The organism is Mesorhizobium sp. RCAM 05104, assembly GCF_059683645.1.
In genome coordinates, this window is the sequence record NZ_CM185033.1 from 4082030 (window position 1) to 4101047 (window position 19018).

The window sequence follows — 19018 nt, forward strand, 5'->3', positions numbered from 1 at the left end:
GCGCGACCAAAAGCGACGCTCAGTAAATGGCGAGTCTTTTCAGGTGTTGGGATATTTCCGCTGGTGGAGCTGAGGAGGATCGAACTCCTGACCTCGTCATTGCGAACGACGCGCTCTCCCAGCTGAGCTACAGCCCCGTCCAGCGGATGGCGCATTTATCGGGCGCGGTGGTTTTCTGTCAAGGCGGCGTTTCGTGGAAATCTCCGGCCGCCCAACGCCAGGCTGGCGGGTGGCGGAAGGCGGCCCTTGCCGGTTTGGCGCGCAATGGCTACATGGTCGGCAACAATTGGAGACCGGCATGATCGCCCTCATTCAAACAATCGTCATGGCGCTTGACCTGTACTGGTGGGTCATCATCGCCTCGGCGATCTTTTCCTGGCTTTACGCCTTCAACGTCGTCAACTCGCGCAATCAGTTCGTCGGCAGCATCGGCAACATGCTCTACCGGCTGACCGAGCCGGCGTTGCGGCCGATCCGCCGTTTCATGCCGGACCTTGGCGGCATCGACATTTCGCCTATCATCCTGCTGTTGATCCTGTTCTTCCTCCGGCAGTTCCTGCTCACCACCGTGCTGTCGCTGGTCGTCTGAGGCCGGCGGGTTCATGAGCCAACCGTTTCGCTTGCGCGATGGCGGTGTCGACCTGTTTGTGCGGCTGACGCCGAAGGCCGCGCTGGACAGGCTCGAAGGCGTTGAAACCTCGGCGGACGGGCGAAGCCATCTGAAGGCCCGCGTCCGCGCCGTGCCGGAAAACGGCGCCGCCAATGCAGCGCTTCAAAAGTTGCTCGCCAAGGCACTTGGCGTGCCGGCGTCGGCGGTGTCGGTGGTCGCCGGCGGCACGAGCCGCCTGAAGACGCTTCGCATTTCAGGCGAGCCGCGAGCTCTGGCGGAGAGCATCGACGCACTCGTCGCGCGGTCCGGCAGCTAGTCCAACCGTCCTGACAGGCCCAGCCGGTGCTCAGTCGCCGAGCGGCAAGCGCGGATCGTCCACCTTCAACGTGTTCACGCTCTGCTTGATGCGGCGCAGATTCTCGAGAACCTTTGGTCCGCGCGTCTCGGCGACCGAGGTGACGAGCATGTCGACGATCGCCAAAAGGGCATAGCGCGACGATGTCGGCTTGTAGATGTTGCCGTCTTCCAAGGGCTGGAAACGGATCACCGTGTCGGCCGCCTTGGCAAGTGCCGAGTCCGGCGCCGTGATGGCGACGGTGGTGGCGCCATATTGCTGGGCGACCTGCACGGCATCGATGACCGAACGCGCATAGCCGGAAACCGAGAAGGCGACCAGCGTTGTGTCGGGCGTGGCAACGGCGGCGTACATGCGCTGCAGCTGCCCGTCGATCTGCGCCACCACCGACATGCCCAGCCTGAACAGCCGGTTCTGCATTTCCGTCGCCATCATCGACGAAATGCCGCCGGAGCCGATGCAAAGCACATTGCCGGAGACAGCGATCCGCGCGGCGACGCCGACAAGCGTCGTCATGTCGAGATTCTCGCTGGAGCGCTGGATGGCGGCGATCGCCGCTTCCGTGATGGCCGACGCGATACGCTGCTCGCGCGCGTCGCGGCTCAACGGCTCCGGCGACAGATACTGGCCGCCGATGGCGATGGCCTGCGCCAGATAGAACTTGAAGTCGCGCAGGCCCTCGCAGCCGAGGTTGCGACAGAACCGCGTCACTGTCGGCTCGCTGACACCGACGCGCGCGGCGATTTCCGAGATCGCCGCCTTGGAGACGAAGTCGAGGTCGGCAAGCACGAAGCCGGCGAGCTTGCGGTCCGACTTCGTTCCGTCCTGCGACATCAGTTGCAGGCGGGTGATGATGTCGGCCGGCGTCTTCATGCGTGTGTTTTCATAGCGGCAGGCCTGTCGCCTTGTCGAACAGATGGATGTTGCCGGGATCGACGGTCACCGGCAGCAGGTCACCCGGCCTGACCGGTACCCTGTCGCGGAACACGGCGCGCACGGTATCGGCGCCAATGGCGCCATAGACATGGGTTTCGGAGCCGGTAGGCTCGACGACATCCACCTTGATCGCCATCGCATCGACAGCCTCGCCGATGATAAAGTGCTCGGGCCGGATGCCGGCTTCCACCGCACTGTCCGCCGGCACCGTCTTGCCGACAAGCGCAAGCCGCCCGCCGCCAGCCGATTCGAACCAGGTTTTCCCAGGCGTCGTCTTGAGCGCCCCGGAAACAAAACTCATCGACGGGGAGCCGAGGAAGCTGGCGACGAATTTGTTGGCCGGCCGGTCATATAGCTCCAGCGGCGCCCCGACCTGCTGGATCCTGCCGCGGTCCATCACCACGATGCGGTCGGCCATGGTCATGGCCTCGATCTGGTCGTGGGTGACATAGACGATGGTCGATTTCAGCCGCTGGTGCAGCGCCTTGATCTCGACGCGCATCTGCACGCGCAGTTGCGCGTCGAGGTTGGACAGCGGCTCGTCGAACAGGAACACCGATGGCTCGCGCACGATGGCGCGGCCCATGGCGACGCGCTGGCGCTGGCCGCCGGATAGCTGGCGGGGGTAGCGGTCGAGATAGGAGAAGAGATTGAGGACGCCCGACGCCTTCTTGACCTTCTGGTCGATCGCGGCGCGGGCTTCGCCACGGATCTTCGGGCCAAAGCCGATGTTGTCCGACGCTTTCAGGTGCGGGAACAGCGCATAGGACTGGAACACCATGGCAATGTTGCGCTGCTGCGGCGGCAGTTCGTTGGCGCGCACGCCGCCTATCAGCAGGTCGCCGGAGGTGATTGTCTCCAGGCCGGCCAGCATGCGCAGCAAGGTCGACTTGCCGCAGCCGGATGGCCCGACCAGAACGACGAACTCGCCGCTCTTGATGTCGAGGCTGATGTTCTCGAGGATCTTGTGCTGCCCGAACGATTTCGACAGGTCGCGGAACTCGACGTCCGTCATGATCACGCTCCCAGAATGTCGTCGATGAATGGCAGGCAGCCGGCCGTCAGTCCCGCATCCACGGGCATCACCACGCCAGTTACGCCCGATGCGCGATCGGACGCAAGAAAGGCGACGGCTTCCGCCACTTCAGAAGCGTTGACGATGCGACCGAGCGGATAGAGCCGCTGCAGCTTGCCGAGGATTTCGGGATCCTTGGCAAGGCGGTGGTCCCAGGCGGCGGTGCGGATGGAACCCGGACACACGACATTGGCGCGCAGGCCGCTGCGGCCAAGCTCGACGGCGATCGCCTTCGCATAGGCATTGATGCCGGCCTTGGCTGCGGCGTAGGCAGGGTTGCCGAAATGCGCGATGGCATTGACCGACGAGATGAAAACGACACTGCCTGAGCCGCGCCCGGCCATTGCCTTGACCAGCGGGTCGGCGAAAGTCATCACGCCGGTCAGATTGAGATCGAGTTCCTGCTCTATCTTGTCGGGGGTGAGCGCGGAGATCGTCTCGGCGCGAGTCCAGCCGGCGTTGTTGATGAGAATGTCAGGCACGCCGTCCCTCTCGAGAATGGCGCCGATCGCCGCCGCTATCGAATCCCGGGCGAGAAGATCGAAGACGTGGCGGGAGGCAAGGTGCGGGCTCTTCAACGCTTCGCTCGACTGGTCGCAGCCGACGACCCTGGCGCCCCTTTGCGCCATCAAAGCCACGATGGCCGTGCCGAGGCCGCCGCCCGCGCCGGTCACCACGACAGTCTTGCCTTCGAACTCGGCTTTCGAAACCACCGCGCCTCATCCTCCGGGATTGTGACGGATCACGTCAGGCCTAGTCCTGTAAATGTAATTAAGCAACAGGATAATCCGCTTGCAAGCCTTGAAATCATCGATAATGTAGGAAAGTCACATAAATCTTCTGCTCGGGTAGCGAAGAGGCGCACAGGCGCGAAATCAAAATGGGAGACATCAAATGAGCCTTGCAAAATGGACTGTCGGCCTGATGGCCGGAATGAGCATGCTGGCATTCGCGGCGCAGGCCAATGCGGGCGAGGTGCGCGTCACCGTCGCCGAATACAGCGCCAAGACTGGCCCTTATTTCGACAGCGTCAAGAAGGATTTCGAGGCGGCGAACCCTGGCATCACCGTCAAGTTCGAAGTGGTGCCGTGGGACGTGCTGCTGCAGAAGCTGACCACCGACATCACCGCCGGCACCAATGCCGACCTGTCGATCATCGGCACACGCTGGCTGATCGACTTTGTCCAGCAGGGCGTTGCCGAGCCGCTCGACAGCTACATCACGCCCGATTTCAAGGGCCGCTTCATCGACACGTTCCTGTCGCCCTCGATCATGGAGGGCAAGACCTACGGCCTGCCGATCGCGGCCTCGGCGCGCGCCATGTATTACAACAAGGAGCTGTTCGAGAAAGCCGGCATCGCCAATCCGCCGGCCAACTGGACCGAGCTGCAGGAAGACGCGCGCAAGATCAAGGCGCTCGGGTCCGGCACCTTCGGCTTCGGCCTGCAGGGCAAGGAGATCGAGACCGACGTCTATTACTACTATGCGATGTGGTCCTACGGCACCGAAATCCTCAACAAGGACGGCACCTCCGGCCTCGGCACGCCGGGCGCGCTTGAAGCCGCCAAGCTCTACAAGTCGATGATCGATGAAGGCCTGACCGAGCCGGGCGTCACCTCCAACAACCGCGAGGATGTGCAGAACCTGTTCAAGCAGGGCAAGGTCGGCATGATGATCACCGCGCCCTTCCTGTCCAACCAGATCAAGGACGAGGCGCCGAAGCTGAAATACGGGGTGGCGGCCATTCCGGCCGGACCGACCGGCGCGCGCGGCACCTATGGCGTCACCGATTCCATCATCATGTTCAAGAATTCCAAGAACAAGGACGAGGCCTGGAAGCTGCTCGATTTCCTGTTCACCACGGAGCAGCGCGCCAAGTTCACCCAAGGCGAAGGCTTCCTGCCGGTCAACAAGGAAGAGGCCAAGATGGACTACTATGTGAACAATGCCGATCTGGCGGCGTTCACCGCCCTGCTGCCCGACGCCCGCTTCGCGCCGATCATCCCGGGCTGGGAGGAGGTCGCGCAGATCACCTCCGACGCCATGCAGAAGATCTATCTCGGCGGCGACCCCGAGGCAGGCTTGAAAGACGCCGCGGCCAAGGCCAACGCCGTGCTGAAGAAATAGGACGTCTCTCCCGCGCCCGTGGCGCGCCCCGACGACCGGGCGCGCCACGTCTCCCTGAAGCGAATTCCAAATTCGCCACACCAGGTCAGCCGATGCAAAATCGTTTCTTGCCCTATCTCCTGACCTTGCCCAGCCTGCTCCTGGCGGCAGTTGTCATCTTCTGGCCGGTCTGGGACCTGATCCAGATCTCGACGCATGACGTGAACCGCTTCGGCCAGCTTCGCGAACTCAACGACTTCGCCAATTTCTCGGCGCTCACCGCCGATCCCGATTTCATCGCCGCGCTCTGGCGCACCGGCCAGTGGACCGTTCTGGTCGTCGGCGGTGCGCTGTTGTTGTCGATCCCGGTGGCGATGATCCTCAATACCGATTTCTACGGCAGGGGCATCGCCCGCGTCATCATCATGCTGCCCTGGGCGGTGTCGCTGACCATGACCGCGGTGGTTTGGCGCTGGGCGCTGAGCGGCGAAAGCGGCATGCTGAATTCGGCGCTGATCGGCCTCGGCCTCATTGACCACAACATCCAGTGGCTGGCCAGCGCGGAGACGGCCTTTCCCATGCAGGTGCTGATCGGCATCCTGGTGACGGTGCCGTTCACCACGACGATCTTCCTCGGCGGCCTGTCGTCGATCCCGGACGATCTCTACGAGGCGGCGGCGCTCGAAGGGGCGACGCCGCTGCAGCAGTTCCGCGAGATCACCTTTCCGCTGCTGAAACCGTTCATCAACATCGCCATCGTGCTCAACACCATCTACGTCTTCAACTCCTTCCCGATCATCTGGGTGATGACACAAGGCGGGCCGGCCAACTCGACCGACATCCTGGTCACCCACCTCTACAAGCTGGCCTTCCGCATCGGCAAACTCGGCGAGGCATCGGCGGTGTCGCTGGTGATGTTTGCCATATTGCTGGTCTTCACCATGATCTATGTGCGGCTGGCAATGCGGGAGCAACGCGCATGACGAGCAAGCTCAAGCGTTCTGTCATCGCCTGGCTGCTGCTGGCGCCGCTGATCGTGGTGACGATCTTTCCCTTTGCCGTGATGTTCCTGACCGCGGTCAAGCCAAGACAGGAGGTGCTGTCGCCAACCTGGTGGCCGAGCGAGTTCCGCTGGTCGAACTTCGCCGACATGTGGGTGGCGACCGGCTTTGGTCAGGCGCTGGTCAATTCGCTCTATGTGTCTGTCATCGCCACCGTCGGCGCCATCCTGATCTCGGTTCCGGCGGCCTATGCGATGTCGCGCTTTCGCTTTGCCGGCTACGGCGCCTTGCGCCAGTTCCTGCTGATCTCGCAGATGATCTCGCCGATCGTGCTGGTGCTCGGCCTGTTCCGGCTGATGGCGGCGTGGGGACTGGTCGAGAGCACCACCGCGCTTGGCTTCATCTACATGGCCTTCAACGTCGCCTTCACGGTGTGGATGCTGCAGAGCTATTTCGACACCATTCCGCGCGATCTCGAGGAAGCGGCGTGGATGGAGGGTGCCGGCCGCTGGCTGACCTTGCGCAAGGTGTTCCTGCCGCTCTGCCTGCCGGCGATCGCGGTGACAGCGATCTTCACCTTCATCAATGCCTGGAACGAATTCGTCGTGGCGCTGACCATGTTGCGCAGCCAGGAAAGCTACACCTTGCCGATCCAGGTGTTTTCACTGGTCGCCGGCCGCTACACCATCGAATGGCACCACGTCATGGCCGCGACGCTGCTGGCGACCTTGCCGGTGGCCATCCTGTTCATCTGGCTGCAGCGCTACCTCGTTCGCGGGCTGGCGCTCGGGGCGGTCAAGTAGCCGCGCATTCATGCCGAACGGAGTTCTTGATGTCACACAATTATGTGTCCGGGTCATCGCACGCGCCCCTGTCGCCACGGCCGACGATCTCGTCTACATGCCCAGCCGCAACAACCACGAACTGATCAGAGCGAAGCGGAATTTCTGAAAATGCGCATCTTCACCGCCTCGCTGGCGACGGAAACCAACACCTTCTCGCCGGTGCCGACCGATCGGGCCTCGTTCGAGATGGCCTTTTATGCAGGCCCCGGCAAGCACCCGGAAACGCCGACGCTGTGCTCCTCGCCGATGGTCGCCCTGCGCCGGCGCGCGGCCGCCGAAGGCCTCACCGTCATCGAAGGCACGGCCACCTGGGCGGAGCCGGGCGGCCTGGTGCAGCGGCAGACCTACGAGGCGCTGCGCGACGAGATCCTCGGCCAGCTCAAGGCGGCGCTCCCGGTCGATGCTGTCATCCTCGGCCTGCATGGCGCGATGGTGGCGCAAGGCTATGACGATTGCGAAGGCGATCTGCTCGAGCGCGTCCGCGAGATGGTGGGTCCGCGGGTGGTGATTGCCTCGGAGCTTGATCCGCACAGCCATCTGACGCCGAAGCGGGTGGCGGCATCGGACATCATGGCCTATTTCCTCGAATTCCCGCACACCGACTTCTACGAGCGTGGCGAACATGTCGTCGAGCTTGGCCTCGCGGCGGCGCGCGGCGAGATCAAGCCTGTCATTTCGACCTTCGACTGCCGCATGATCCAGGTGTTGCCGACCAGCCGCGAGCCGATGCGTTCCTTCGTCGACCGCATCAAGGCGCTGCACGGCAAGGATGGCGTGCTGTCGGTCTCCGTCATTCACGGCTTCATGGCGGCCGACGTCGCCGAGATGGGCACACGTATCCTGGTCGTTACCGACAATGACAAGGCCAAGGGCGATGCGCTGGCGGAACGGCTGGGGCGTGAGCTCTACGATCTTCGTGAAAAGACGGCGATGACCATGCTGAGCGCCGCCGCCGGCATCGACCGGGCGCTGGCCGTGCGCGCTGAAAATCCGGGCAAGCCAGTGGTGATCGCCGACATCTGGGACAATCCGGGCGGGGGCGTCCCCGGCGACGGCACCGTCGTGCTGCGTCAGATGCTGGCACGTGGCCTGAACAATGTCGGCGTCGCGACGATATGGGATCCGATCGCGGTGACCTTCTGCCTGGCGGCAGGCGAAGGCGCGGTCATCGACCTGCGTTTCGGCGGCAAGGCCGGGCCGCAGGCCGGCGAGCCGATCGACGCGCGGGTCAAGGTGCTGAAGGCGGTTGCGGAGGGCTGGCAGAGTTTCGGGCCAAGCCGGGTGACATTGGGGCCGACGGCGCTGGTTCGCATCGAAGGCACCGAGGTCGACATCATCCTCAACACCAACCGCACGCAGACCTTCGAACCGGATATCTTCGTCAATCTCGGCGTCGATCCGCTGGCCAAGGATGTCCTGCTGATCAAGTCGACCAATCATTTCTACGCCGGCTTCGTGCCGATCGCCGCCGAGATCATCTATGTCTCGGCGCCCAGTTCATACCCAAGCAATCCGGCGGCGACCAACTACACAAAGCTGACGCGGCCGATCTGGCCGCGGGTGGCTGATCCGTGGGCGGTGAAATAAGAGGCGCCGAGGTCAAAAGCTGTCGATCTCCCCCACGAGGGGGGAGATCGCTAATCACACCAGCCCGCGCTTGACCATCATTGCCTCTGGCGACGGCATCTTGCCGCGGAACGCGGTGTAGAGTTCTTCGGGGTCCTTCGAGCCGCCGGCGGCGTAGATGTTCTGCCTCAGTCGCTCGGCCAGCGCCGGGTTGAAAGGGTCGCCGGTCTCCTCGAAGGCGGCGAAGGCATCGGCGTCGAGCACTTCCGACCACATGTAGGAGTAATAGCCGGCCGAATAGCCGTCGCCTGAGAAGACATGGCCGAAATGCGGGGTGCGGTGACGCATGGCGATGGTGTCCGGCATGTGAAGGTTTTCAAGCGTTTCGGCTTCGAAACGAAGTGGCGCTTCAGGCGCGTCCGGCCGCGCGTGATAGGCCATGTCGATCAGCGCCGAGGAGGTGAACTCGACCGTGGCGAAGCCGGCGCCGAAGGTGCGCGCCGCCAGCATCTTGTCGAGCAACGCCTTGGGCATCGGCTTGCCGGTCTCGACATGCAGTGCGTGCTTTTCCAGCACCGCCGGCACCGTCAGCCAGTGCTCGTAGAGCTGCGAGGGCAGTTCGACGAAGTCGCGGCTGACCGAGGTGCCGGAGACCGACGGCCAGGTGACGTCGGTCAGCATGCCGTGCAGCGCGTGGCCGAATTCATGGAACAGCGTCTTCGCCTCGTCGACCGACAGCAGCGCCGGCTCGCCCGCCGGCGGCTTGGCGAAGTTCATGACGTTGTAGATGACCGGCTTCGAACCATGGCCGAGACGATAGCCCGATTGCAGCGCACTCATCCAGGCGCCGGAGCGCTTCGACGGCCGGGCGAAATAATCGGCGAGGAACAGGCCGCGCTCGCTGCCGTCGGCATTCCTGACGACGAAGACGCGGGCGTCTGGGTGCCAGGCGGCGATGCCCTGCTTCTCCTCGAAGGTGATGCCGAACAGCCGTGTCGCCACGTCGAAGCAGGCGTCGATGACACGGTCGAGCTGCAGATAGGGCTTCAGTTCGGCCTCGTCGAAGGCGAACTTTTCGGCGCGCAGCCTTTCCTGGTAGAAGCGCCAGTCCCAAGCGGCGAATTTTTCGTTGCTGCCGGCCTCCGTCGCCAGCCGTTGGAGCTCAGTCTGGTCGGCGGCTGCTTTCTCCAGCGCCTTTTTCCAGACCGGATCAAGCAGCGCGTGCACCGCCTTCGGCGTCTTGGCCATGGTGTCGTCGAGCTTGAGCGCGGCGAAGGAGCCGTAGCCGAGAAGTTTGGCTTTCTCGGCGCGCAGCTTCAGCATGTCGCGCACCACCGACGTGTTGTCGGTGGTGCCGCCGTTCTGGCCGCGCATGGTGAAGGCGCGGAAGGCGATCTCGCGCAGATCGCGGCGCTCCGAGAAGGTCGAGAACGGCTCGTAGATCGAGCGCGACAGGGTGATGGCGTAGCGGCCCTTCTGGCCACGCATTTCGGCGGCTTCGGCCATCGAGCTCTTGAGGAAATCGGGCAGGCCGGCAAGGTCCGCCTCGTCGAGAAACAGCGCCCAGTCGCGCTCGTCGGCGAGCACATTCTGGCCGAAACTGGTGCCGAGCGAGGACAGTTCCTCGTTGATTGTGGCCAGTCGCTTCTTGCCCTCGGCATCAAGCTTCGCGCCCGAGCGGACAAAGCCTTTCCAGGTCTTCTCCAGCACGCGCAGCGTCTCAGAGTCGAGCTTCAGGCTCTCACGGCGCTGGTAGAGGTCGTCGATGCGGGCGAACAGTTTCTCGTTCATCGAGATCGCCGAGAAATGCCTGGACATTTTTGGCGAGATGTCGCGCTCCAGGGCCTGGATCGCATCGTTGGTATGGGCGCCGGCGCGGCACCAGAAGATCGACGAGACACGGTTGAGGGCGTCGCCGCCGAGTTCCAGCGCCTGCAGCGTGTTTTCGATGGTTGCCGTATCCTTGTTGCCGGCGATCGCGTCGATCTCGGCCTCATGCGCCTTCAGCGCCGCGTCGAAGACCGGGGAAAAGTCGTCGTCGCCGATATGGGCGAAATCGGGCAGACCGAGAGGCCCTTGCCACGTGGTCAGCGGATGGGTGGCGAGGTCGACGGTTTTCGTGGCAGGCATTGGCTGTCTTTCGATTGGCGGGCGAGGGAAGGGCGCGGGGGCACCACCGATGTAGGGTGCTGGTTTGTCACGCGCAACAGCGCGACGGGTTGGTCAGTAAGCCGCGCAGCTTTCGGCGAGCGCCTTTTGCGTGCTCGCCGTGATGCGGTCGTCGGCAATGGCGAAGGTCTCGTGCATCAGCATGTCATTGTTTGGGAAATCGTAGCAGGCAATCACGGTGGTGACACCGGCTTCGCTCTTTTCGATCCTGTGCCGGATCGCGGCACCGGCGACGGCGCCCTGCCATTCGTCGATCGAGTCGATGAATTCCTGTTTGTTTTGCACGACGCCGACATCGTCGAGTTTCATACGGACATCATCGGCGAGCAGGTCCGTCAATTCGGTGCGGTCGGCCACCAGCAACGCCGAATACCAGCGGTCGATGATCGCGCCATCGTCGGCGCGGGCGCAAACCAGCGAGGACAGCAGCGCTGCGGCAACGAAAGCGGCCCGATGGCAGTTCCGGCGCATCATCGGCGTCACCCCAGCTCCGGCCGTTCGAAGTCGCCGGTTTCCTTGTTCATCACCCAGAGCTCGCCGCTCGAAATGTCGAACCATGCACCGTGCAGCGACAGCCGGCCCTTGCCTTCGAGGATCGAGACGCAGGGAAAGGTTCTGAGATTGGCGATGGAGTAGCGGATCGAGATGCGCTCCAGCGCGGTCTGGCGCTCGGTTGCCGTCATGAAGGTGCTGGAGGAGACGGTTTCGGCGGCCGGCGCGATCAGGCTCATCCACTTGCCGATGAAGTCGCCGGGCGACAGCGGTGCGGCCGTGGTGTCGAGCGCGGCGCGGATGCCGCCGCAGCGGCCATGGCCCATGACGACGATGTTCTTGACCTTGAGGCTTTGCACGGCGAATTCGAGTGCGGCGGAGGTCGAATGGAACTCGCCATCCGGCGCGTAGGGCGGCACCAGATTGCCGACATTGCGCAGCACGAAGAGTTCGCCCGGCCCGGCGTCGAAGATCGCTTCTGGCGCGGCGCGCGAATCGCAGCAGGCGACGATCATCGTCTCCGGTGCCTGGCCTTCGCGGGCGAGCTCGCGATAGCGTCCGCTCTCGGTGAGATAGCGGCCATTCATGAAATTGCGATAGCCGGCGAGAAGGTGTTCGGGGAGATGAGGCATGGGCGGCTAAGGCCTTTCCGGGTTGGAGGCGGCAGCTCGTTGCGGTCGAGAGAAGCCTCTAGCGGCAAAAGCCTGTCGCGAGCAATGCAGAATTGCAGGGACTCGGTGCAAATGCCATGCACCAGGCGCGGTTCGCGCCGATAGCGTCACGCCCAGATGGCGACCGGAATGCCAAAGCGGTCGGTGAGCGGCGGGTCTGGAAACGGCCTTGCCTCACCGCTGACAATGCGACCGGCAATCAGCATCATTGCCGCCGCATCGAGGAAATCATCGGCCGCCGCGCCTTTCGGTGGCGGCTGGTCGAGAAAGTCCATCTCATAGCCGTGCCGGCAGAGCAGCGCCTTGCGTTCCGCCATGCCGGCCGGATTGATGCTGCCCTTGACCTTCTTCGGCAGCTGCATGGCCTTGTCGCCGTTCAGCCGGCAGAAGGCGACCTCCGGATGCGATTCGAAGACGCGGCGGCGCAAATCGGCGCGCGCGATCAGCAAGGCGTCGATCTCGCGGATCTTGGCAAAGATGCCAAAGGCCTGGATCGAAACGCCGCGCGGCGGATCGGATGTGGTCCTGGCCACATCGCTTGCCCGGCGGTGCGCGGCATACCAGGCTTCGATCGTGGTGAAGTCACCCTTGTCGGCGTAGAGCGCCGCACGGGACGGGATCGAGAAGACGCTGGATTGGCGTGCCCCGAGCAGCGGTCGCACCAGCGCTTCCGGTCCGCGCCCGCCTTTGCTCGAAAACTCGGGCAGGCCGATCGGCATGTCGACGGCGATGACCGCATCGTCGGGATTTGCCGCAAGCAGCGCGGCGAAGCTGTCGAAGACCTCGACCGAGGGCGCTGAGCCGTCCGCGCGCCGCACGGCAATCCAGCCGGCCTTGCAGCCATCGACGCCGACAAGCACTGCGGTCGGGGCGGGGCTCACGCCCGGCGGTCCCGCCCCGGATGCGTGAGGTGGCGAAGCTGGACCATGGCCATCGGGTGCGACAGGCTCTGCGCATCAGTTTCGAGCTGCAATTCGTCGCCACCGCGCTTGGCCGTGCGCGCCAGGATCTCGTAGACCGCCGCCGTGGTCGACTGCAGCGCCTTGATCGCCGGCTGGCCAGACAGGATGCGCGCCAGATAGACGGCTGCCGTCAGATCGCCCAGGCCGTTCGGCGGCTTGTCGATCAGGCGGTGCTCGGCCAGGAGCGCCTGACGGCTGTCGAGCAGGAGGTTGCCGGTGCCGCCGGTCATCAACGCCGGCGCCGAGGTGACCAGCATGGTCGAGGGTCCGGCATGGAGGGCGGCCGCGATCACCGATTTCAGGTCGGACAATTGAGCGCCGGCCATCCATTCCAGCTCGTAGCGGTTGGGGGTGGCGATATCGGCGATCGGCATCAGCCGGTCGCGCATGGCGATGGCGGTCGGCTCGGGCACATAGAGACCGCCCGAATCGCCCATCACCGGATCGCAGATATAGACGGCGTCAGGCGTCCTTGCCTTCACCGCGGCGACCAGTGAGGCAACCGCATCGGCCTGGCCGGCCTCGCCGAGGTATCCGGACAGCACGGCGCCGACCTCGCCCAGCCATGGCGCGCGCTCGAGATCGGCCATCAGTGCCTTGAACTGGTCGAGCGGTGGCACGATGCGCGTCGCTCGTCCATGGCCGGGATGCCAGGGCAGGATGATCGTCGGCACCGCCCAGACCGGAAAGCCCAGCGTCTCCAGCGCGAACACCGCGGCGCGATTGCCGACCGAGCCGCGTGCGACATGGCTGGAAATGACGATGACCGCACGCGGCGCGTCGGGTTTTTCGGCACTCATTGTTTTTGATTCCTAACTGCCCCGGGTGACGAAAAGCACGAGCCAGATCATCAGGCCCAGCGCCAGAAGCAGGCCGAGTATCCTGCCAATGCGCGTGCCCCAGACTTCGATCGGGTCCGTGCGGTCGGCATCGGCTGCGCTGACGTGATCGCGCACGCCTTTCGTGGTCCGCGCCACAAACGAGGTGCCGGCCGGATCGGTCTCGCGCGCGATGCGCTCGAGGATACGGCGCGATTCCCTGTCGCTGTCCTGGCGTCCCGCCATGATGATGTCCCGTTTCGGCCGGACCTTATCGCGTTCGCATCGCCAATCACAGGGCCCTTGCAACGACACCTTACGTGCCGGGCAAGTGGTTGCCGGTCGAGGCCGTTTTCTTGCGCGCCGATTGTGGTAATGCTTCGCATGCAACTTCTACCGAAGGACCCCATCATGTTCGCCCAGCGCCTTGCCTCACCATCGATGTTCCGCACGCTTCCCGCTTTCCTGATGATGGCCATCGTGCTGCCGTTGCTTGCCGGCTGTGGCTACAACACCATCCCGACGGCGGAGGAAAATGCCAAGGCGGCATGGAGCGAGGTGCTGAACCAGTATCAGCGTCGCGCCGATCTCATCCCCAACCTGGTCGAGACGGTCAAGGGCTATGCCTCGCATGAAAAGGATACGCTCGACGCGGTGGTCGAAGCGCGCGCCAAGGCAACGCAGATAACGGTCACGCCGGAAACGCTCAAGGACCCCGAGGCGTTCAAGAAGTTCCAGGACAGCCAGTCCGGCCTGACCAGCGCGCTGTCGCGGCTGCTGGCCGTGGTCGAGAACTATCCCGATCTCAAGGCCAACCAGAATTTCCTGGCGCTGCAGGCACAGCTCGAGGGCACGGAGAACCGCATCGCGGTGGCGCGGCGCGACTACATCCAGGCGGTGAAGGACTACAATCTGACGCTCAAGACCTTCCCCTCGGTGCTGTGGGCGACCTTCTGGTTCCGCAGCAACCAGCCCTTCGCCAATTTCACCATCGACGACGACAAGCTGCAGACGCCGAAGGTCGATTTCGGCACCAAGCAGGGCGGCTGATAGCCGGGGCCTAACGTGGTGATCTCGCAGGCCGATGGGGGGCGACGCGGCATTCGTCTTGTCGCTGTCGTGCTCCTCATCCTTGTGCTTCCGTTCTCGGCCTTCGCCGCCGAGCTGCCGGCGCTGACGGGGCGTGTCGTCGACAATGCCGGCATCATCGATGCAGCGACCGAAGCGGCACTGACGCAGAAGCTGGCCGATTTCGAGAAAAAAGGCTCGGATCAGATCGTCGTCGCCACGATTCCCAGCCTCGACGGCGAGGAGATCGAGCCGTACGCCAACCGGCTGTTCCGCTTCTGGAAGCTCGGCCAGGCGAAAGAGAACAATGGCGCGCTTCTGCTGGTCGCCAAGAACGACCGCAAGATGCGCATCGAGGTCGGCTATGGGCTGGAAGGCACGCTGACCGACCTGCACACCAAGCTGATCATCGAAAACGACATGGTGCCGGCGTTCCGCGCCGGCGATTTCTCAGGCGGCATCAGCAAAGCCGTCGACGACATGATCATGGTGCTGGAAGGCAATCCGGAGGAATTGGTGGCGCGCGGTGAGCGCAACCAGCAGGCGCCGTTCAATTCCGACGACCTGTTCTTCGCCATCTTCATCAGCATCTGGGCGATCATCTTCTTCGGCAGCATCGCGGCTTCGATCCTGCCGCCGATCTTCGGCCAGAAACTCGGGCCAGGCCGCTATCGCTGGCTCGGCATGACCTTCGAGCCCAGCCGCCGGCGGTCCTCTCGTGGCGGCTGGTCGTCCGGCGGTGGCGGGTGGTCGTCGGGAGGCGGCGGTGGCGGCTTCTCCGGTGGCGGCGGCTCGTCCGGCGGCGGCGGCTCCTCGGGCAGTTGGTGACGACATGACGACGCGCAGCATCAGCCTGTCGAGACCCTGCCGCTTCGCCCCGGTGATCCGCGCTATCCTTATGGCCCTGGCGGTGCTGTTCTGCGGGTTCACGGCTGTCGCCGCCGACCTGCCTGCCCTGACCGGACGTATCGTCGACAATGCGGGCATCATCGACGATGCCACCAAGGCGGCATTGACGCAGAAGCTCGCCGATTTCGAGAAAAAAGGCTCGGACCAGATCGTCGTCGCCACGATTTCCAGCCTCGACGGCGAGGAGATCGAGCCCTACGCCAACCGGCTGTTCCGCTTCTGGAAGCTCGGCCAGGCCGGCGAAAACAACGGCGTTCTGCTGCTGGTCGCCAAGAACGACCACAAGATGCGCATCGAGGTCGGCTATGGCCTCGAGGGGACGCTAACCGACCTGCACACCAAGCTGATCATCGAAAACGACATGGTGCCGGCGTTCCGCGCCGGTGATTTCTCCGGCGGCATCAGCAAGGCCGTCGATGACATGGTCATGGTGCTGGAAGGCAATCCGGAAGAACTGGAAGCGCGCGGTCACCGCAATCCCGCCGATAACAGCACCCCCATCGATCCCATCGTCGCGGTGTTCGTGATCCTGTGGGCGACGATGTTCTTCGGCGGCCTGGCGATGGCGTTCCTGCCGCCGATGTTCGGCACAAAGCTGTCGCCGGGCGTGTACAAATGGCTGGGCATGACCTTTCGTTACGGCCATGGATCGAGCGGGTCGTCCTCGGGCGGCGGCTGGTCCTCGGGGTCGTCAGGCAGCGGCTGGTCATCGGGGAGTTCCGGCGGTGGCTGGTCGTCGGGTTCAAGCAGCGGCGGCGGGTTTTCCGGTGGCGGCGGCTCGTCCGGCGGTGGCGGTTCTTCAGGAAGCTGGTGAGATAAAATCATGGCAACACGACCGATCACATCAGAGGATCACGAGCGTATCGCCACGGCGATCCGCGCCGCCGAAGCAAAAACCGACGGCGAGATCTACTGCGTCGTGGCTCGTGCCAGCGACGGCTATTTCTTCCCGGCCGCTTTCATGGCGACAGCAGGCATGCTGATCGTCAGTCTCGCCGTCGCCTATGGGCTGGAGGCTTGGTGGCTGTCGATCCGGTTGCCGCATTTCATCCTCGCCCAGCTGTTGGCGTTGGCCTGCGTGCTGGTGTTGCTGTGGGCGCTGCCCGGCCTGCGCATCCATCTGGTGCCAAGGCGGCTGCGCTACCAGGCGGCGCACGCCGACGCGATCAAGCAGTTCCTCGCCCGCAACGTCCACCGCACCACGGCGCGCACCGGTGTGCTGGTGTTCGTCTCGATTGCCGAGCACTACGCCGAGGTGGTCGCCGACAGCGGCATCGATGCCAAGGTCGGCCAGCATGTCTGGGATGGTGTCATACGCGACCTGACCGCGCATGCCGGCGACGACCGCCTCGCCGACGGCTTCGTCAAGGCAATCGAATTGGTGGGGGCGGTGCTGGCCGAGCATTTCCCGGTCACGTCAGGCGACACCAACGAATTGGAAGACCATCTGGTCGAGATTTGAGCCCCTGCAGGAAGGTTTCGAAGGCGCGTTGCTGACGCGATGATCGCCTGTGAGAAAGCGGTCGGGGGGTCGCCCGGACTCTTGCAATCGGGCGATGCGGGTTTATGGTTAACAAATCATGAATACGCTGACGATCGACATAAGGAAGGCCGAGCCGCGCGATGCTGGCGCCATCGCCGAAGTGCATCTTGAAGCTTGGCGCGGTGCCTATTCAGGCATCATTCCGCACCGCACCCTGACATCGATGATCAACCGCCGCGGCGCCGACTGGTGGGCGAACGCAATCCGCCGCGCCGCCACCGTTCTGGTGGTCGAGATCGGCGGCAAGATCGCCGGCTATGCGACGATCGGCAAGAACCGGGCCCGGGAACTGCGGCAACAAGGCGAAATCTACGAATTGTACATGCGCCCGGAATATCAGGGCATCGGGCTCGGCAGCCGCCTGTTCGCGGCGGCACGGGCGCGTCTGGCCGATCACGGGCTGAAGGGCATGGTGGTGTGGGCGCTGGAAGACAACCAGAACGCGCTCGCCTTCTATGCCGGGGCCGGCGGCCGGGACGTTGCCGAAGGCGTCGAGATCTTCGAGCAGAAGGCGCTGAAGAAGGTCGCCTTCGTCTGGGAGTGACGGCCCGGCATCTCTGCCAGTGCGCCTTCCGACCATGCCCAGCACCATTCGCCGCATTGCGCCATGCCGCGCCGCCCGCTATCGGTCTCCCATCGAAAGAGGGACAAAGCCATGCGCATTGAAGCCATAGCCATCGGAAAGAATCCGCCGGAGGACATCAACGTCATCATCGAAGTGCCGATCGGCGGCGAGCCGATCAAGTACGAGATGGACAAGGAGGCCGGCACACTGTTCGTCGACCGCTTCCTGCACACATCGATGCGTTATCCCGGCAATTACGGCTTCGTGCCACACACGCTGTCGGGCGATGGCGATCCGATCGACGTGCTGGTCTGCAACACGCGCGCGCTGGTGCCGGGCTGCGTCATCAATGTCAGGCCGATCGGCGTGCTGGTGATGGAAGACAATGCCGGCCAGGACGAGAAGGTCATCGCCGTGCCGTCACCCAAGCTGACGCTGCGCTACGAGAACGTCACCGAGTACACGCAACTGCCCGACATCACGCGCCAGCAGGTGCAGCACTTCTTCGAGCACTACAAGGACCTCGAACCCGGCAAATGGGTCAAGATCGAGGGCTGGCACGATTCCAAATACGCCAAGAAGATGATCGTCGATGCGATCGCGCGGGCGAAAGCGAGCAAGTAGCCCGGCTTCGTCATCCTCGGGCTTGACCCGAGGATGACGAAGTGACGGGCGCTGCGGCCAATCCCAGCGTGCCTAGTTATCAACGCGACCGAAGGGCGGCACGTTGCCGATGACGGTATGCTTGTCCTTGCCGCAGGCGAATGTGCGCGCCTTGTCGTCGGCAAGCTTGCGCGCCTGGTCATTGGCGGCGGGATTGCCGGTGGCCAGCACCAGGCCGACGGTGCAGCTCTGACGCGCATCCATCTGGCCCACCTTGGCGACGAGCAGCACGTCGGTCGACTTGTTCTCGTCCTCGGCGTTGCTGATCGTGCGGCGGTGGATGACCGCGAACGGCACGGCCTTGTCGCCCGTGGTTTCGATGCGCCATTCGACCTTGGCTCCGGACGAATTGAAGCCGGAAAAACTCTCCCAGGCGGATGTCATGTCGCCGCCGGGCGGAAAACCGTAGAACAGCGATTCACGAGCGTCGTCATAGGCAACCAGCACGGGATAGCCGCGATAGCCCGAACAGGCGAGATCGGCCCAGTCGCCGTCGCCTTCCTCGGCTTGCGCATAGGTCACGCAGTCCTTCTTCCAGTCGAGGTCGGTGTAGGCGCTTGAAATGTCGCCGGCTTGCGCCGTCTGGCAGACGCTGGCGAGGACAAGCGGAATCAACAGGCTGCGCATCGCGGAGATCTCCATTGGAGGTTGCCCCAGCGTATCG

The 19018-nt window shown here is 64.0% G+C and carries 22 protein-coding genes and 1 tRNA gene; 12 read left to right on the top strand and 11 right to left on the bottom strand.

All coding sequences use genetic code 11. The annotated features are described in order from the left end of the window. Nucleotides 1–61: 61 nt before the first annotated feature. Nucleotides 62–137: transfer RNA gene (locus AC56QP_RS19990), tRNA-Ala, on the bottom strand. Nucleotides 138–298: 161 nt separating this feature from the next. On the opposite strand from AC56QP_RS19990, the gene AC56QP_RS19995 reads away from it, so the two are divergent. Together AC56QP_RS19995 and AC56QP_RS20000 are read left to right on the top strand one after the other, a co-directional pair. Further along, nucleotides 299–589 (top strand): YggT family protein, encoded by a 291-nt coding sequence (locus AC56QP_RS19995; RefSeq protein ID WP_091576245.1) that lies wholly within the window; start codon nt 299–301, stop codon nt 587–589. A gap of 13 nt (nt 590–602) precedes the next feature. Further along, nucleotides 603–926, top strand: coding sequence for a DUF167 family protein (locus AC56QP_RS20000; RefSeq protein WP_489858398.1), 324 nt, complete (start codon nt 603–605; stop codon nt 924–926). A 30-nt stretch (nt 927–956) separates the two neighbouring features. On the opposite strand, the gene AC56QP_RS20005 is transcribed toward AC56QP_RS20000, so the two are convergent. The 3 genes from AC56QP_RS20005 to AC56QP_RS20015 are packed head-to-tail and all read right to left on the bottom strand — an operon-like array spanning nt 957 to nt 3689. Continuing rightward, nucleotides 957–1838: a MurR/RpiR family transcriptional regulator gene (locus AC56QP_RS20005; protein WP_489858397.1), complete on the bottom strand. Its 882-nt coding sequence runs from the start codon at nt 1836–1838 to the stop codon at nt 957–959. A 10-nt stretch (nt 1839–1848) separates the two neighbouring features. Beyond that, a complete protein-coding gene (locus tag AC56QP_RS20010) occupies nt 1849–2916 on the bottom strand; it encodes an ABC transporter ATP-binding protein (RefSeq protein WP_489858396.1) in 1068 nt (355 codons plus the stop codon). Between the two features lie 2 nt (nt 2917–2918). After that, nucleotides 2919–3689 carry an SDR family NAD(P)-dependent oxidoreductase gene (locus AC56QP_RS20015; RefSeq protein WP_489858395.1) on the bottom strand — a complete coding sequence of 257 codons (771 nt, stop codon included), beginning with the start codon at nt 3687–3689 and terminating at the stop codon, nt 2919–2921. Nucleotides 3690–3870: 181 nt separating this feature from the next. Here AC56QP_RS20015 and AC56QP_RS20020 point away from each other — a divergent pair, with 181 nt between their 5' ends. The 4 genes from AC56QP_RS20020 (at nt 3871) to AC56QP_RS20035 (ending at nt 8515) form a co-directional block, all read left to right on the top strand. Then, the gene (locus AC56QP_RS20020; RefSeq protein ID WP_489858394.1) at nt 3871–5103 is read left to right on the top strand and encodes an ABC transporter substrate-binding protein; all 1233 of its coding nucleotides are present in this window, start codon (nt 3871–3873) and stop codon (nt 5101–5103) included. Nucleotides 5104–5195: 92 nt separating this feature from the next. After that, nucleotides 5196–6065, top strand: coding sequence for a carbohydrate ABC transporter permease (locus AC56QP_RS20025; RefSeq protein ID WP_489858393.1), 870 nt, complete (start codon nt 5196–5198; stop codon nt 6063–6065). Further along, nucleotides 6062–6886 (top strand): carbohydrate ABC transporter permease, encoded by an 825-nt coding sequence (locus tag AC56QP_RS20030; protein ID WP_091576114.1) that lies wholly within the window; start codon nt 6062–6064, stop codon nt 6884–6886. The genes AC56QP_RS20025 and AC56QP_RS20030 overlap by 4 nt, the downstream gene beginning before the upstream one ends. A 150-nt stretch (nt 6887–7036) precedes the next feature. Then, the gene (locus AC56QP_RS20035) at nt 7037–8515 is read left to right on the top strand and encodes a M81 family metallopeptidase (RefSeq protein ID WP_489858392.1); all 1479 of its coding nucleotides are present in this window, start codon (nt 7037–7039) and stop codon (nt 8513–8515) included. A gap of 54 nt (nt 8516–8569) precedes the next feature. Here the strand turns inward: AC56QP_RS20035 and AC56QP_RS20040 are convergent, their stop codons facing one another. The 6 genes from AC56QP_RS20040 to AC56QP_RS20065 form a co-directional block, all read right to left on the bottom strand. Continuing rightward, nucleotides 8570–10624, bottom strand: coding sequence for a M3 family metallopeptidase (locus tag AC56QP_RS20040; protein WP_489858391.1), 2055 nt, complete (start codon nt 10622–10624; stop codon nt 8570–8572). 93 nt (nt 10625–10717) lie between these two features. After that, entirely contained in the window at nt 10718–11137 is a 420-nt protein-coding gene (locus tag AC56QP_RS20045) for a nuclear transport factor 2 family protein (RefSeq protein ID WP_489858390.1), read from the bottom strand. A 5-nt stretch (nt 11138–11142) separates the two neighbouring features. After that, complete coding sequence (locus AC56QP_RS20050) at nt 11143–11787, bottom strand: carbonic anhydrase (protein WP_489858389.1); 645 nt, start codon at nt 11785–11787, stop codon at nt 11143–11145. A 146-nt stretch (nt 11788–11933) separates the two neighbouring features. Beyond that, complete coding sequence (locus AC56QP_RS20055) at nt 11934–12707, bottom strand: DUF429 domain-containing protein (protein ID WP_489858388.1); 774 nt, start codon at nt 12705–12707, stop codon at nt 11934–11936. Then, nucleotides 12704–13588: a pyridoxal kinase PdxY gene (pdxY, locus tag AC56QP_RS20060; protein WP_489858387.1), complete on the bottom strand. Its 885-nt coding sequence runs from the start codon at nt 13586–13588 to the stop codon at nt 12704–12706. Before pdxY ends, AC56QP_RS20055 begins: the two co-directional genes overlap by 4 nt. Before the next feature lie 12 nt (nt 13589–13600). Beyond that, on the bottom strand, nt 13601–13852 hold the full coding sequence (locus AC56QP_RS20065) for a hypothetical protein (RefSeq protein WP_269904783.1): 252 nt from the start codon (nt 13850–13852) through the stop codon (nt 13601–13603). A 165-nt stretch (nt 13853–14017) separates the two neighbouring features. Between AC56QP_RS20065 and AC56QP_RS20070 the strand changes: the two genes are divergently transcribed. From AC56QP_RS20070 to ppa, 6 genes are all read left to right on the top strand, one after another. Beyond that, complete coding sequence (locus AC56QP_RS20070) at nt 14018–14656, top strand: LemA family protein (RefSeq protein ID WP_489858386.1); 639 nt, start codon at nt 14018–14020, stop codon at nt 14654–14656. Nucleotides 14657–14674: 18 nt separating this feature from the next. Further along, nucleotides 14675–15502, top strand: a complete 828-nt coding sequence (locus AC56QP_RS20075; RefSeq protein ID WP_489863557.1) for a TPM domain-containing protein — start codon at nt 14675–14677, stop codon at nt 15500–15502. A gap of 4 nt (nt 15503–15506) precedes the next feature. Continuing rightward, nucleotides 15507–16397 (top strand): TPM domain-containing protein, encoded by an 891-nt coding sequence (locus AC56QP_RS20080; protein WP_489858385.1) that lies wholly within the window; start codon nt 15507–15509, stop codon nt 16395–16397. Between the two features lie 9 nt (nt 16398–16406). Continuing rightward, nucleotides 16407–17045 carry a TPM domain-containing protein gene (locus AC56QP_RS20085; RefSeq protein WP_489858384.1) on the top strand — a complete coding sequence of 213 codons (639 nt, stop codon included), beginning with the start codon at nt 16407–16409 and terminating at the stop codon, nt 17043–17045. Nucleotides 17046–17163: 118 nt separating this feature from the next. Beyond that, on the top strand, nt 17164–17670 hold the full coding sequence (locus tag AC56QP_RS20090; protein WP_489858383.1) for a GNAT family N-acetyltransferase: 507 nt from the start codon (nt 17164–17166) through the stop codon (nt 17668–17670). A gap of 111 nt (nt 17671–17781) precedes the next feature. Further along, a complete protein-coding gene (gene ppa / locus AC56QP_RS20095; RefSeq protein WP_195177685.1) occupies nt 17782–18315 on the top strand; it encodes an inorganic diphosphatase in 534 nt (177 codons plus the stop codon). 72 nt (nt 18316–18387) lie between these two features. Here ppa and AC56QP_RS20100 read toward each other — a convergent pair whose 3' ends face one another. Continuing rightward, on the bottom strand, nt 18388–18981 hold the full coding sequence (locus AC56QP_RS20100; RefSeq protein WP_489858382.1) for a hypothetical protein: 594 nt from the start codon (nt 18979–18981) through the stop codon (nt 18388–18390). Nucleotides 18982–19018: the final 37 nt, after the last annotated feature.